The sequence below is a fragment of the Streptomyces sp. NPDC022552 genome (genome assembly GCF_055561875.1).
In genome coordinates this window covers 201,861-214,751 of record NZ_JBVHGJ010000011.1, presented here as the reverse complement: position 1 = coordinate 214,751, position 12,891 = coordinate 201,861, and the positions used below count along the sequence as shown (strand labels likewise).

Annotated in this window: 14 protein-coding genes and 1 tRNA gene; 10 read left to right on the top strand and 5 right to left on the bottom strand. The window is 72.0% G+C overall.

The features are described from left to right. Positions 1-40: 40 nt before the first annotated feature. The gene (locus tag ACZ3OF_RS26665; RefSeq protein ID WP_361673740.1) at positions 41-940 is read left to right on the top strand and encodes a hypothetical protein; all 900 of its coding nucleotides are present in this window, start codon (positions 41-43) and stop codon (positions 938-940) included. Further along, positions 940-1,596 (top strand): hypothetical protein, encoded by a 657-nt coding sequence (locus tag ACZ3OF_RS26660; protein ID WP_361673738.1) that lies wholly within the window; start codon positions 940-942, stop codon positions 1,594-1,596. Before ACZ3OF_RS26665 ends, ACZ3OF_RS26660 begins: the two co-directional genes overlap by 1 nt. 46 nt (positions 1,597-1,642) lie before the next feature. On the opposite strand, the gene ACZ3OF_RS26655 is transcribed toward ACZ3OF_RS26660, so the two are convergent. Then, a complete protein-coding gene (locus tag ACZ3OF_RS26655) occupies positions 1,643-2,038 on the bottom strand; it encodes a hypothetical protein (RefSeq protein WP_361673736.1) in 396 nt (131 codons plus the stop codon). Positions 2,039-2,282: 244 nt separating this feature from the next. On the opposite strand from ACZ3OF_RS26655, the gene ACZ3OF_RS26650 reads away from it, so the two are divergent. Then, a complete protein-coding gene (locus ACZ3OF_RS26650) occupies positions 2,283-2,846 on the top strand; it encodes a dihydrofolate reductase family protein (RefSeq protein WP_361673734.1) in 564 nt (187 codons plus the stop codon). A 102-nt stretch (positions 2,847-2,948) separates the two neighbouring features. On the opposite strand, the gene ACZ3OF_RS26645 is transcribed toward ACZ3OF_RS26650, so the two are convergent. Beyond that, positions 2,949-3,023, bottom strand: a tRNA-Cys gene (locus ACZ3OF_RS26645). A 224-nt stretch (positions 3,024-3,247) separates the two neighbouring features. On the opposite strand from ACZ3OF_RS26645, the gene ACZ3OF_RS26640 reads away from it, so the two are divergent. From ACZ3OF_RS26640 to ACZ3OF_RS26620, 5 genes are all read left to right on the top strand, one after another. Beyond that, positions 3,248-4,744 carry an MFS transporter gene (locus ACZ3OF_RS26640; protein ID WP_361673732.1) on the top strand — a complete coding sequence of 499 codons (1,497 nt, stop codon included), beginning with the start codon at positions 3,248-3,250 and terminating at the stop codon, positions 4,742-4,744. A gap of 4 nt (positions 4,745-4,748) precedes the next feature. Continuing rightward, positions 4,749-4,949 (top strand): hypothetical protein, encoded by a 201-nt coding sequence (locus tag ACZ3OF_RS26635; protein WP_361673730.1) that lies wholly within the window; start codon positions 4,749-4,751, stop codon positions 4,947-4,949. Then, complete coding sequence (locus ACZ3OF_RS26630) at positions 4,946-5,326, top strand: type II toxin-antitoxin system death-on-curing family toxin (RefSeq protein WP_361673728.1); 381 nt, start codon at positions 4,946-4,948, stop codon at positions 5,324-5,326. Before ACZ3OF_RS26635 ends, ACZ3OF_RS26630 begins: the two co-directional genes overlap by 4 nt. Positions 5,327-5,434: 108 nt before the next feature. Further along, positions 5,435-7,225 carry a DEAD/DEAH box helicase gene (locus ACZ3OF_RS26625; RefSeq protein WP_361673726.1) on the top strand — a complete coding sequence of 597 codons (1,791 nt, stop codon included), beginning with the start codon at positions 5,435-5,437 and terminating at the stop codon, positions 7,223-7,225. A gap of 493 nt (positions 7,226-7,718) precedes the next feature. After that, positions 7,719-8,360, top strand: a complete 642-nt coding sequence (locus ACZ3OF_RS26620) for an IclR family transcriptional regulator (RefSeq protein WP_260229619.1) — start codon at positions 7,719-7,721, stop codon at positions 8,358-8,360. Between the two features lie 41 nt (positions 8,361-8,401). Here ACZ3OF_RS26620 and ACZ3OF_RS26615 read toward each other — a convergent pair whose 3' ends face one another. After that, complete coding sequence (locus ACZ3OF_RS26615; protein WP_361673724.1) at positions 8,402-9,388, bottom strand: ArsR/SmtB family transcription factor; 987 nt, start codon at positions 9,386-9,388, stop codon at positions 8,402-8,404. A gap of 94 nt (positions 9,389-9,482) precedes the next feature. On the opposite strand from ACZ3OF_RS26615, the gene ACZ3OF_RS26610 reads away from it, so the two are divergent. Next, a complete protein-coding gene (locus ACZ3OF_RS26610; RefSeq protein ID WP_467307206.1) occupies positions 9,483-10,649 on the top strand; it encodes an alpha/beta hydrolase family protein in 1,167 nt (388 codons plus the stop codon). Positions 10,650-10,658: 9 nt separating this feature from the next. Continuing rightward, positions 10,659-11,453 (top strand): S16 family serine protease, encoded by a 795-nt coding sequence (locus ACZ3OF_RS26605; protein WP_467307204.1) that lies wholly within the window; start codon positions 10,659-10,661, stop codon positions 11,451-11,453. Here the strand turns inward: ACZ3OF_RS26605 and ACZ3OF_RS26600 are convergent. Then, the gene (locus ACZ3OF_RS26600) at positions 11,386-12,693 is read right to left on the bottom strand and encodes an MFS transporter (protein WP_361673718.1); all 1,308 of its coding nucleotides are present in this window, start codon (positions 12,691-12,693) and stop codon (positions 11,386-11,388) included. The two genes, ACZ3OF_RS26605 and ACZ3OF_RS26600, sit on opposite strands and share 68 nt — an antisense overlap. Then, the gene (locus tag ACZ3OF_RS26595) at positions 12,690-12,875 is read right to left on the bottom strand and encodes a hypothetical protein (protein WP_361673716.1); all 186 of its coding nucleotides are present in this window, start codon (positions 12,873-12,875) and stop codon (positions 12,690-12,692) included. Before ACZ3OF_RS26595 ends, ACZ3OF_RS26600 begins: the two co-directional genes overlap by 4 nt. Between the last annotated feature and the right edge of the window lie 16 nt (positions 12,876-12,891).

Genomic DNA, 12,891 nt, shown 5'->3' with positions numbered 1-12,891 from the left:
TCGAAGCACTGACCCTGACCACTCGGCCCAGAGGAAGCAGATGTCCTTCGAAGAGGAATGGGCTCAGGCCGGCAGCGCGGCAGCGGCCCGCCAGAAGGCGACCGCCGATACACGGATCAATAGCGTCCCCGCCGAGCGCTCAGGTGAGGGTGAGGCGGCGGACTACAAGGTGACCTCACCCCACCTCAAAGCGATCGGGAACGAGGCCCAGGAGCTCTTTCACTGGTTCGAACGAGACGCGTTCCATGCCGGTGCCAAGACCGACACGGCGGCCAAGAGTCTCGACGGGGACGGTTTCCAGACGGGTTCGGCGCTCTGGACCGTATGGGACACCTGGCGCTCACAGGCGGAGACGCTCCTCAGCGCCTGCGCGCACATTCCAGGGACTTCCTTCGGGGACAAGGACCTCACCGACGCCAGGACGACGCTGCGGATCGGTGGCGAGGCGCAGTCCATCATGGACCAGTCGCGCATGGCGCAGATCGACCAGGACTACGAGAAGGACTCCGAGGAGCACAAGAAGGCGGTCGGCCGGACCACGGAGTGGGTCAAGTTCGGCGTGGGAGCAGCGGCTGCGGGTGGTGTCGTCGCCCTGACCGGCGGTGCGGGGGGTGTACTCGTCCCCCTCGCGGCGGAGACCGTCGGCGGTGCCGTGGTCACCTTCATCGGCATGGAGGCCGACGACATCGCGGAGAAGTACGAGCAGGACGAACTCCTCAAGAAGAAGTCGGACGATCTCAAGGACGAGGCACTGGCCATGGGCAAGGAGAACGCCCTCAGGCCGGGCATCGCCTATGCGAACGCTCCCGGTTGGAGCGAAAGGGACCGCAACTATCTGGACGAGGAGTTGGTCAACTACGTCCGGAGCGCCCGCGAGCAGGGCCGTGACAACTCGCTGCCCGACCCGTACGACGAGAAGAAGGACGGGAAGGTGACGTGATGGCGCCCTTCACCACTCGTACGGTGTCCGCGATCATGCTTCTTTCTCTTGCAGCGGTGGCTTGTTCCTCCGGTGGCGACGAGGGTCCTGTCGCAGGGGCGACGGCGTCGGAGGTGTGCGGCGGATTCGCGAAGGACGCCCCTTCCGAGGCTGCCCTCAAAGCTGTGATGGGTACCGATCGCTTCACCAGCAGCCTCTCCGAACCCGAGAAGGCGATCGCAACCCTTCGTGAGGCCGCCCTCGGAGGCCGGAACTCGGAGACCGTGCAGCCTCGGGCGCAGGCTGTCCCCTTCTGTTGGCTGTTGCCGGCCGAGGGAGGGAAGGCATCCCTTCGAGTGCTGCTCCGCCCGGAGCTGGAGATCCCCGAACGTGACCCTCGTTTCGGTGAGGGCGTGACCTACTTCTCCTCCGGAGGAAGGGCGTACGCGTCCGACAGCTCCGCGTCGGTGTTCTTCAGGTGTCGTATGGATGCCCCCGCTCAGGAGATCGTGGTCCAGGCGAGGCTGGAGGGGCCGTCTGGCGCGAAGCCCTCAGGGGAGGACGCCCGGGCCCGGGTGATCACGCTGGCCAACGCCGCTGCTCGCGATGTCGCTGCCGACCTGGGTTGCGAGGACGCCGGCTTGTCCTCCGGGGTTCCGGCGAAATCCGTCGGCTAGACGGCGGGGCGCGCGGTGGTGTGGCGTACCGGGCGTCGCGACGCCGTCAGTCCGTGATCGGATCCTCCGATGTGCGCGAGGTCCTCAGCAGGGACAGGGTCAGGATCGACGTGCGCGTGATGAGGGCGGCGAGCAGGATCGTGCCGAGGCCCTCCACGCCGATCAGGCCGCTCTCGTCGCCCAGCCAGGACAGCAGCCACCAGATCAGGGCGTCCTGCGCGAAGCCGGCTGCCGCGAAGGCCAGCAGGGGGACGACGGGCACGGGCTCGGACGGGCCGATGTAGATCAGCTGGGTGAGCACGGCGATCACCAGGCCGGCCAGCACCGCGGAGAGCATCGCGTCCGCGGTGTCCTCACCCAGGGTGATGCCCGGCAGCACCGCACCGGAGGCGACGGCCCCGACGAGCGCGCCCAGCCTGCGTCTCGCACCGATGTCAGTCATGGGGCGGACTCTGGCACACCCTGGACGGGTTGTGAAGATCGTGTGAGCGTCGTTCGCGGGGCCATCGCCGGTCACGGCACCGAAGGCCGTCGGCCCCGGAATCGGACGCGATGGATGGCGAATGGGTGTGCGCCGTTCAATCCTGGATACGGCACCGGTGGCCCGGGGCAGTGCATCTCCACGTACTGGGTCACGGTGCAGTGGTCGTGACCATGACCCGGTGACTCGGCCAGGAGGATTTCCGATGCGCAGAGTGACCTATTCGATGGGCGTCTCGCTCGACGGCTACATCGTCGGGCCGGACGGCGACTTCGACTGGACGGTGCCAGGCGACGACGTCTTCCGCTTCTGGATCGACGAGATTCGAGAGGTCGGGGTCCACCTCATGGGACGACGGCTGTACGAGACGATGCTGTACTGGGAGACCGCCGACCAGGATCCGGCGTTCGACGACTCGATGCGCGAGTGGGCCTCGCTCTGGAATCCGCTCCCGAAGGTGGTGTTCTCCACCACCTTGTCGGCGGTGCAGGGCGCTGCCCGTCTGGCTTCCGGCAGCGTGGCGGAGGAGATCGTGCGGTTGCGGGCCGAGCCGGGGGAGGGCGACATCGCGATCGGTGGCGCCACCCTCGCCGCCGAGGCGGCTGCGTCGGGGCTGATCGACGAGTACCGGGTCATGGTCTACCCGGTGCTGGTCGGCGGTGGCATTCCGTTCTTTCCCCGGCGCGAGCAGCGGGTGGATCTCGAACTCGTCGACACCCGCACCTTCAGCTCCAGAGTCGTCTACCTCCGCTACCGCGTGGCGCGTTAGCGGAGGTGGACGGCATGTCCGTCGAGCCCGGCGGAACGGACCGGAGCCGTATGCCGACGAAGACCTGTGCTTCTCGCAGAATCACAGGTCTTCGTCGGACGGTGGAGGCCGTGGCGGGAATTGAACCCACGTAACTCGCTTTGCAGGCGAGCCCCTGAACCACTCGGGCACACGGCCGTGTTGAGCACGAGTACGAATCTAGGGCGGGCCCCGGTGCGGCTCAAGGGATTCCCGGGGGCCGCAACACGACTGCCATACCGCGTTCACGCTCGGGCGGTCCGTCGAGCGGTCCGTCGAGCGGTCCGTCGGCCGGTCCGTCGGCCGGTCCTACGACCAAGGGACCAGGCCGGACCCTCCTCCGGACAGGGTCCATTCCGCGTTATGCCCCTTACGCTGGGTGCATGAGCGCCCTCGAACCCCGCGACGCCGACTCCGGCGTCGCGTCGACCCCCGCAGCCGCCGCCCCCTCCCCGGGCGGCGGTTCCGTGCTCGACCGCGAACACCGGGCGCTCAGTATCGGCATCGTCTCCGTCGTCCTGCTCATCGCCTTCGAGGCGACCGCCGTCGGGACGGCCATGCCGGTCGCGGCGCGCGAGCTGAACGGGATCCCGCTCTACGCCTTCGCCTTCTCCGCGTACTTCACCACCAGCCTCTTCGCCATGGTCCTCTCCGGGCAGTGGTCCGACCGCAACGGGCCCCTCGCCCCGCTCACCGTCGGCATCAGCGCCTTCGCCGCCGGGCTGCTGCTCTCCGGGACCGCCGGAGCGATGTGGCTCTTCATCGTCGGGCGGGCCGTTCAGGGGCTGGGCGGAGGGCTGGTGATCGTCGCCCTGTACGTCATCGTCAGCCGGGCGTACTCCGAACAGCTACGGCCCGCGATCATGGCCGCCTTCGCGGCGAGCTGGGTCATCCCGTCCGTCGTCGGACCGCTCGCCTCCGGGACGATCACCGAGCACCTGGGCTGGCGCTGGGTCTTCGTGGGGATCCCCGTTCTCGTCGTCTTCCCCCTCGCGCTCGCCCTCCCCGCCATACGCCGTACCGCCTCCGGGCCGGCCGACCCGGCCGCGCCCCTGCCGCCGTACGACCGGCGACGGATCCGGCTCGCGCTCGGCATCTCGGCCGGCGCGGGGCTGCTCCAGTACGCCGGTCAGGAGCTGCGGTGGCTCTCGCTCCTCCCGGCGGTTGCGGGCGCGGCCCTGCTCGTGCCTGCCGTGCTCGGGCTGCTGCCGCGCGGGACCTACCGGGCGGCGCGAGGGTTGCCGTCCGTGGTGCTGCTGCGCGGGATCGCGGCGGGCTCCTTCATCGCCGCCGAGTCCTTCGTACCGCTCATGCTGGTCACCCAGCGGGGCATGAGCCCCACGCTCGCGGGCCTCTCGCTCGCGGTCGGCGGGGCGACGTGGGCGCTCGGGTCGTGGATCCAGTCGCGGCCCTGGACCGAGCCGTACCGCGAACGCCTCGTCGTGCTCGGGATGCTGCTCGTCGCGGCGGCGATCGGCACGGCGCCGACCGTCCTGATCGAGTCGGTTCCGGTGTGGGTGGTGGCGGTCGCGTGGGGCTACGGGTGCCTGGGCATGGGCATGGTGATCGCCTCCACGAGCGTGCTGCTCCTGAAGCTCTCCGCGCCGGAGGAGGCGGGCGCGAACTCGGCGGCGCTGCAGATCTCGGACGGCCTGTCGAACGTGCTGCTGCTGGCCGTGGGCGGTGCGGCCTTCGCGGCGCTCGGCGGGGGAGCGGTGGGACACGCGGCCGCCTCCGCCGGGGGCGCGAGCTCCCACCCGGCCGCCTTCGCGGCGGTGTTCCTCCCGATGGCGGGGGTGGCGCTGGTGGGCGCGTGGGTCGCCACGCGGCTGGGGCGCGAGAAGTCGGTCGCCCCGACGGCCGGCGCGCCCCTAGCCTGAGCCCATGATCCGCTCGCCCCTCACCGTCACCCTCCCCGTCGGCGACGATCTCGTCGACCTGGCCGATGCCCGAGGCGTCGGTGTCGAGGAGCTCGCCGCCGAGGCCCTTCGCCGTCACGTGTCCACGGAGGCCGCCCTCGTACGGCAGACCGCCCTGCGGCTGGCCCTGCGTCACGCGACCCTGCTGCGGAGGCTCGGCGAATGAGCAGCCGCTTCCTCACACTCGCCGAGGTGACCGAGATCGCCGGGATCGCCTTCGGCGGCGGCGGCGCGCCCGAGCTCCGGGCGCCCGGGCTGCTGGAGTCCGCCGTGCACCGGCCCCGGGCGCGGATGTTCGGGCAGAGCGCCTACGGCGACGTCTACGAGCAGGCCGCCGCCCTGCTGCACGCCGTCGCCACCAACCACCCCTTCGTCGACGGGAACAAACGCGCGGCCTGGCTCTCTGCCGCGGTCTTCCTCGGTGTCAACGGAGTCGATCTCGCCGGGGTGGACCAGGAGCGGGCATATGCGCTGGTCATCGATGTGGCGGGCGGCGAGGTGGAGGAGATCTCGGCTGTCGCGGAGCGTTTGCGGGGGCTGTGAGGCCCGTCTCATGGGCCCCCGCCACGGCCTCGCCCAGGCAGGGCCGTCGTGGCCGCACCGGTAGGGTGGCCCGGTTGTCATATCTGGACGAGCGTCGAACCGGAGACCGTGACTACCACCGCCACCTCCTCCCACCACCTCTCTCCCGCCTTCCCCGGACGGGCCCCCTGGGGCACCGCGAACAAGCTGCGAGCCTGGCAGCAGGGCGCCATGGAGAAGTACATCCAGGAGCAGCCCCGCGACTTCCTCGCGGTCGCGACGCCCGGCGCCGGAAAGACCACCTTCGCGCTGACCCTCGCGTCCTGGCTGCTGCACCACCATGTCGTGCAGCAGGTCACGGTCGTCGCCCCCACCGAGCACCTGAAGAAGCAGTGGGCGGCGGCCGCCGCGCGGATAGGGATCAAGCTCGACCCCGACTACAGCGCCGGGCCGCTCAGCAAGGAGTACCACGGCGTCGCCATCACCTACGCCGGTGTCGGTGTGCGCCCCATGCTCCACCGCAACCGCTGCGAGCAGCGCAAGACCCTCGTCATCCTCGACGAGATCCACCACGCCGGTGACTCCAAGTCCTGGGGCGAGGCCTGCCTGGAGGCGTTCGACCCGGCGACCCGGCGCCTCGCCCTGACCGGTACGCCCTTCAGGTCCGACACCAACCCCATCCCCTTCGTCACGTACGAGGAGGGGAACGACGGCATCCGGCGGTCGTCCGCCGACTACACCTACGGCTACGGCAACGCCCTGGGCGACGGAGTCGTGCGGCCCGTCATCTTCCTCTCCTACAGCGGCAACATGCGCTGGCGCACCAAGGCCGGCGACGAGATCGCCGCCCGCCTCGGCGAGCCCATGACCAAGGACGCCATCTCCCAGGCCTGGCGCACCGCCCTCGACCCGCGCGGCGACTGGATGCCGAACGTCCTGCGCGCCGCCGACCAGCGCCTCACCGAGGTCCGTAAGGGCATCCCGGACGCCGGCGGGCTCGTCATCGCCTCCGACCAGGACTCCGCCCGCGCCTACGCCAAGCTCATCCGCGAGATCACCGGCACCAAGGCCACGGTCGTCCTCTCCGACGAAGCCGCCGCCTCCAAGCGGATCGACGAGTTCAGCGAGAACAACGAACGCTGGATGGTCGCCGTCCGTATGGTGTCCGAGGGCGTCGACGTCCCACGCCTCGCCGTCGGTGTGTACGCGACGACCATCTCGACCCCCCTCTTCTTCGCCCAGGCCGTCGGACGTTTCGTACGTTCGCGCAGGCGCGGCGAGACCGCCTCCGTGTTCCTTCCCACCATCCCCAACCTCCTCGGCTTCGCCAACGAGATGGAGGTCGAGCGCGACCACGTCCTCGACAAGCCGAAGAAGGACGGCGAGGAGGACCCGTACGCCGAGTCCGAGAAGGAGATGGCGGAGGCCGAGAAGCAGCAGGACGAGGACACCGGCGAGCAGGACATGCTGCCCTTCGAGGCGCTGGAGTCCGACGCCGTCTTCGACCGCGTGCTCTACGACGGCGCCGAGTTCGGCATGCAGGCCCACCCGGGCAGCGAGGAGGAGCAGGACTACCTCGGCATCCCCGGGCTCCTCGAACCCGACCAGGTTCAGCTGCTCCTCCAGAAGCGGCAGGCGCGCCAGATCGCGCACAGCCGCAAGAGGCCGGACACCGAGGCCGACCTGCTGGAGCTTCCTGCCGAGCGGCGGCCCGTCGTTTCGCACAAGGAGCTGCTCGAGCTGAGGAAGCAGCTCAACACGATGGTCGGCGCGTACGTCCACCAGAGCGGCAAGCCCCACGGCGTGGTCCACACCGAGCTGCGGCGGGTGTGCGGCGGACCGCCGAGCGCCGAGGCGACCGCCGGGCAGATCCGCGAGCGGATCAAGAAGGTCCAGGAGTGGGCCACCCGGATGCGGTGAGCCGGAAGGCGGGCGCGTCCGTACTCCCTTGAGCGGACGGCTTCGCGGACCGGGGCGTACACCGGTGTGCGGGCGGTCCCTACGTCGTGAGCGAGCGCGGGGTCCGTACACCGGTGAGCGGACGTCCGTGCACCGCTCAGGACAGGCCATGCACCGCTCAGCGGACAGATCCGCGCACCGCCGAGGGCCTGTCCGTGCACCGCTCAGCGGACAGCTCCGCGCCCTCTCGTCGGCCGGACCGCCGTGACCGGCCGACTTACGTCTCGGACCGACGGTATCCAGCCGCACGCGCCCGGATTCTGGACGAGGTCTTCCGCTGAGCGGAGTGGCTCGCTACTGTCCCCCGCAATGCAAACGCCCCGTGGCAGCGCCGCCGCGGAGCGCAGCCGGTGCGCATGGCCTGCCGGCGGCCTCTGACGTGCGTCGCCGCGGGACCGGCGCCGCTGCTCTCGTTTGAAGGTCCGCCGTCACTCACTCCGAAGGAGAGGGCGTCGTGACCGCGGAAACCTCCCAGACGCTCGACCGGGGCCTCAGGGTCCTCAAGTTGCTCGCCGACACCGACCACGGCCTGACCGTCACCGAGTTGTCCAACCGACTCGGGGTCAACAGGACCGTCGTCTACCGTCTGCTCGCCACACTCGAACAGCACGCGCTCGTACGCCGAGACCTGGGCGGTCGCGCCCGGGTGGGCCTCGGCGTGCTGCGGCTGGGCCGCCAGGTCCATCCGCTCGTACGGGAAGCGGCGCTGCCCGCGCTGCGCTCCCTCGCCGAGGACATAGGCGCGACCGCCCACCTCACCCTCGTGGACGGGGCGGAGGCGCTGGCGGTCGCCGTCGTCGAACCGACCTGGACCGACTACCACGTGGCGTACCGGGCCGGGTTCCGGCACCCGCTGGACCGGGGCGCGGCCGGCCGCGCCATCCTCGCGGCCCGGCAGGGCAGTCTGATCGAGCCCGGGTTCACGCTGACCCACGGCGAGCTGGAGGCGGGCGCCAGTGGCGCGGCGGCCCCGCTGGTCGGCATCACGGGCATCGAGGGCAGCGTGGGCGTCGTGATGCTCGCGGACGCGGTCCCGGAACGGGTGGGTCCGAGGGTGGTCGACGCGGCGCGGGAGGTCGCCGACGCGCTGCGCTGAAGCGCGCGGCGGCCCGGTGCTCGGGCCCGGGCCAGCCCGCGTCAAGGGCGCCGGCCGCCGTGGCTGTCGACAGGACCGAGCAGCAGGTCGCCCAACGCCGTCCTTCGGTGTTCCACCGCTCTGCCCGCCCTCGTCGTCGTGACCAGGCCCGCCCCGCGCAGCGCCGTCGCGTGGGACGAGGCCGTCGCGTTGCTGATGCCCAGGCGGCGGGCCAGGGATGTCGTCGTGTGCGGGGTGGTCAGGGCGCGGAGGAGCGCGAGACGGGTCCGGCCCAGGACCGCCGCCAGGGACTCTTCCGTACCGGGTGCCAGGTCCGGGGTGAGCGGCAGGCCCGGGCCCGCCGCGTACGTCACGACCACCGGTCGGTCCGGCAGGTCCTGGACGAGCGGCCGGCCGGTCCAGTGGAAGGTCGGCAGGAGGACGAGACCGCGCCCGGCCAGCCGGATCTCCCGCTCGGCCGCCGAGTCGGGAGCCGCCCGCTCCCAGACGCCGTCCCGCAGCCGTGTGCCGGGGACCAGCGCCTCCAGGGCCGCGCCGACGCCGTGTTCGGCGACCGTCATGGCGTGCCGGGCGAACTCCGCCCGGTGCAGGTCCTGCACCAGCGGCCACACCGGTGCCACGACCGTCTCGAAGGCCGCCTGCTGGGCGCGGCGCAGAACGCGCCGCGCGCCCTTCTCACCCGCGTGGAGCTCGCGGACCCACCGCGGGGCCCGCCGCCCGGCGTGGATCCGCTCCAGTTCCGCCCGCACCAGCTCAGCCGGGGCCGCCTCCACCAGGTCCAGGCCCTCCGCTGGCGTCTCGCCGAGCACGTCGAGGAAGCGGGGAGGATCACCCGCCGGGACGAGGTCCGCGAGCGGTGCCACGGCGTCCGGCAAGGCCCCCAGCACCCGTCGGCGCCAGCGGCCGTGGAGCAGCTCGCCGCCGCCGACGAGCAGCATCATGAAGGCCGCGTTCAGCTCCGGCAGCGGGGCCGGCCGGGCGGCGAACCGTACCCGGGTGAAGTCCTCCGCCGTGAATCGGACCCGCATCGACCCCGCCCCCTCGTTCCGCTCGCCCCCGCAAGCCTTTCGATCACAGCCTCAACCTTCGTCCGGAGCACCGCCCCGGCGCCAGCCTGTGGCCATGACTTCTGCCCCCATGACCCGACGGACCGTCACCACAGCGGGCCTCCTCGCCGCCGCACTCGCCCTCGCGCCGAGCACCGCCCGCGCCGCGTCCGCCACCCCCGCCACCGCCCCTGCCCTTCGCCTGCCCGCGCCCACCGGCCCGTACCGGATCGGCGCCACCGTCCTCCACCTCGTCGACCCGTCCCGCAACGACCCCTGGGTGCCCGCGATCGGTGTACGGGAGGTCATGGTCACCGTCCTCCACCCCGCCCGTACCGTCCGCGGATATCCGCGCGCACCGCAGATAACCCCCGGCGCCGCCGGGCTCTTCGCCTTCCTCGCACCCGAGATCCACGGGCTGCCCGCGACCGGCGTCGACTGGGCGGCCACCCTCACGCACTCCCACACCGGAGCGCCCGTCCTCCCCGGCCGATGGCCCGTACTGCTCTACAGTCCCGGTGGCGGCGAGGCCCGCACCATGGGGACGTACCTCGCCGAGGAGCTGGCGAGTCACGGCTGGGTCGTCGTCACCGTCGACCACCCGGGGGACGCGAGTCAGGTGGAGTTCCCCACCGAGCGGCCGGGCCGCGACACGGTGCGCCCGACCGTCTTCCTCCGCCCGCCCGACGCCGAGCAGTTCCGCACGATGACCGAGACCCGGCTCGCCGATCTCCGTCTCGTCCTCGACCGCCTCGAAGCCCTGGAAGGGCCCCTCGGCCGGGCGCTCGACCTCGGGCGGGTCGGGGTCTACGGGCACTCCGCCGGCGGCACCGCCGCCGCTCAGGCTCTGTACGACGACCGCAGGATCGCCGCCGCCGTGAACCTGGAGGGGTACCTGGACCAGGTCGACGGCGCGCTCCTCCCCGTGGCCCGGTACGGCGTCGACCGGCCGCTGCTCCTGCTCGGCACCGACGGTTTCCGCGATGCGCGGATCGACCGCTCCTGGGGCGCGATGCTCGCCCACCCCGGGGGCCGCACCCGGCGACGGCAGCTCGACGACGCCGCGCACGGGGTGTTCACCGACTACGCGGCCCTCGTGCCCCAGCTCCAGTGCGCGGGGCTGATGACCGCCGCCGACCGGGTCCGGCTGGTCGGGGCGATCGGGTCGGGGGCGGCCGTGCGTGCCGTGCGTCACCAGGTGCGGGGGTTCTTCGGCCGTCGGGTGCCGGCGGGCGCCCAGTAGATTGGGTGCGTGCTCACCAGTCTCACGCGTAACCGTGCGCTCGCCCTCTGCGCCCTGCCCGTCGCCGCGCTCTTCGCCGCCGTCGGGCTCGCGCCGTTGCCGTACGCGATCGCCTCGCCCGGTTCGACCGCCGATGTGCTCGGGGCCGTCGACGGGCGTCAGGTGATCACGATCAGCGGGGCGCCCGTCCGGGACACCGAGGGCAAGCTGCTGATGACGACGATCGTGGCCACCGGGCCGAGCGTCGACAACGACTTCGCCGACGTCGCCGACGCCTGGTTCCGCACCGACCAGGCCGTGCTGCCGCGCGACTCCGTCTACCCGCCGGGCAAGTCGGACGACGAGGTGGAGAAGCACAACCTCGGGCAGATGAAGGAGTCGCAGGACGCCGCCACCCTGGCCGCCCTCGACTATCTGAAGCTCGACCCGAAGGACGTCAAGGTCACGCTCCACCTCGCCGACGTCGGCGGGCCGAGCGCCGGGTTCCTGTTCTCCCTCGGGATCGTCGACAAGCTCGCCGGTGACGGCGCCGACGGCGACCTCACCGGCGGCAGGACCGTCGCCGGTACGGGCACGATCGAGCCGGACGGCACGGTGGGCGCCGTCGGCGGGGTGTCGCTGAAGACCCAGGCCGCCGCGCGGGACGGGGCGAGCGTCTTCCTCGTGCCGGAGGCGGAGTGCTCCGACGCGCAGGCCGAGCTGCCGAAGGGGATGCGGCTGATCCCCGTATCGACGCTCACCGACGCCGTGGCGTCGCTCCGGGCGCTGGAGCAGGGGCAGGACGCGAAGGTTCCGAGCTGCTGACGTCCTTCGGGGCGGTGTCCATCTCGCGCCAGGCGGGGAAGACCACCGGGGCGAGCGTGGCCAGGAGGTAGACCCCGCCGAGCGCGAGCAGCGCCGTCACCAGGCCGGTCCGCTCGACGAGCTGTCCCGCGGCGAGGCCGCCGAGCGGGGTTGCCAGGAGCACCCCGGCCGTGGTCACGCCGGAGACCCGGCTGCGCAGCCTGTCCGGGATGATCTCGTACAGCACCGTCGTCAGGATCGGGTTGAGCACACCGGCCCCCAGCCCTCCGGCCGCCATGGTGACGAGCAGCGGCGCCGTGGTGTCGGTGAAGGCGGCCACCGCGTACGGCGGCGCGCCGCAGAGCACGAAGCCGGCCGTGAGGACGGCCCGGCGCGGGAAGCGGTGGCCGAACATCCCGTAGAGCAGCGCTCCGAGCAGTGCTGAGCCGCCGAAGACGGCGACGAGCAGACCGAGGGCCGCTGAGCCGCCGAGATTCTCCCGGGCGTGGACCGGCAGCAGGACGGAACTCCAGCCCTGGCTGAGGCCGTTGGTGGCCATCACCATCACGACGACACCGAGCAGCAGCCGGGAGCGGAGCACGAAGGTGTACCCCTCGCGCAGCTCGGCCCGGTAGCCGGACAGCGAGAAGGGTGCCGGATCGGGCAGGGGCGCGGCGGCCGGCACGCCCCGCAGACCGATGAGGATCAGCAGGGCGGAGAGCCCGAAGGTGGCGGAGTCGAGCAGCAGCACGGTGTCCGCGCCGAGGACGGCGATGAGGACGCCGGCGAGGGCGGCTCCGGTCATCCGGGCGCCGCGCGAGACGGCGTCGAAGAGGCTCGCCGCGCGGGACAGGGGGGTCCCCGCGTGGCGGGCCAGGTCGGGAACGAGGACGGAGCGGGCGGTCTCGCCGGGCGCGTGGAAGAGGCCGGTCACGGCCATCAGCGCGCACAGCATCCAGAACTCCAGCACGCCCGCGCGGTGCAGGAGCGGGATCGCGGCCATCGCGAGGGCGCAGACGAGGTCGGAGGCGACGCTGATCCGGCGGCGCCCGATCCGGTCGATGACCGGGCCGCCGACGATCGCGGAGACGACGACGGGGAGGGCCGCGCAGAACGCGACCAGGCCCGCCTTGCCGGGGCTGCCCGTGGTGTCGAGCGCGAACCACGGGACGCCGATGAGGGTGAGCGCGTTGCCGGTGATGGAGATGGCGTTGGCGGCCAGGACGGTGGCCAGTGGAGCACGTCCCCCCGACGTGCTCATACGGCCGGCGTGATCCGCCGGGCGGTTACGGGCGCGGCCGGAACGGCGAGGCGCAGCCCCAACGTCACCAGTGCCCACCCCAGTTGGGAACGGACCGGCGTGCGGGGGAGGAAGCCGGCGGCGGCCCGGCGGAGTTCGGCCGCGTCGAGGTGGTGGAGCTGGAGGTGGATGTCGGGGTGCATGGCTTCGTGATCCCTT

Bases quoted from the DNA above. Each gene is read 5' to 3' on its own strand.
- ACZ3OF_RS26665 (WP_361673740.1), top strand. From the start codon at position 41: ATGTCCTTCGAAGAGGAATGGGCTCAGGCCGGCAGCGCGGCAGCGGCC.
- ACZ3OF_RS26660 (WP_361673738.1), top strand. From the start codon at position 940: ATGGCGCCCTTCACCACTCGTACGGTGTCCGCGATCATGCTTCTTTCT.
- ACZ3OF_RS26655 (WP_361673736.1), bottom strand. From the start codon at position 2,038: ATGACTGACATCGGTGCGAGACGCAGGCTGGGCGCGCTCGTCGGGGCC.
- ACZ3OF_RS26650 (WP_361673734.1), top strand. From the start codon at position 2,283: ATGCGCAGAGTGACCTATTCGATGGGCGTCTCGCTCGACGGCTACATC.
- ACZ3OF_RS26640 (WP_361673732.1), top strand. From the start codon at position 3,248: ATGAGCGCCCTCGAACCCCGCGACGCCGACTCCGGCGTCGCGTCGACC.
- ACZ3OF_RS26635 (WP_361673730.1), top strand. From the start codon at position 4,749: ATGATCCGCTCGCCCCTCACCGTCACCCTCCCCGTCGGCGACGATCTC.
- ACZ3OF_RS26630 (WP_361673728.1), top strand. From the start codon at position 4,946: ATGAGCAGCCGCTTCCTCACACTCGCCGAGGTGACCGAGATCGCCGGG.
- ACZ3OF_RS26615 (WP_361673724.1), bottom strand. From the start codon at position 9,388: ATGCGGGTCCGATTCACGGCGGAGGACTTCACCCGGGTACGGTTCGCC.
- ACZ3OF_RS26610 (WP_467307206.1), top strand. From the start codon at position 9,483: ATGACTTCTGCCCCCATGACCCGACGGACCGTCACCACAGCGGGCCTC.
- ACZ3OF_RS26600 (WP_361673718.1), bottom strand. From the start codon at position 12,693: ATGAGCACGTCGGGGGGACGTGCTCCACTGGCCACCGTCCTGGCCGCC.
- ACZ3OF_RS26595 (WP_361673716.1), bottom strand. From the start codon at position 12,875: ATGCACCCCGACATCCACCTCCAGCTCCACCACCTCGACGCGGCCGAA.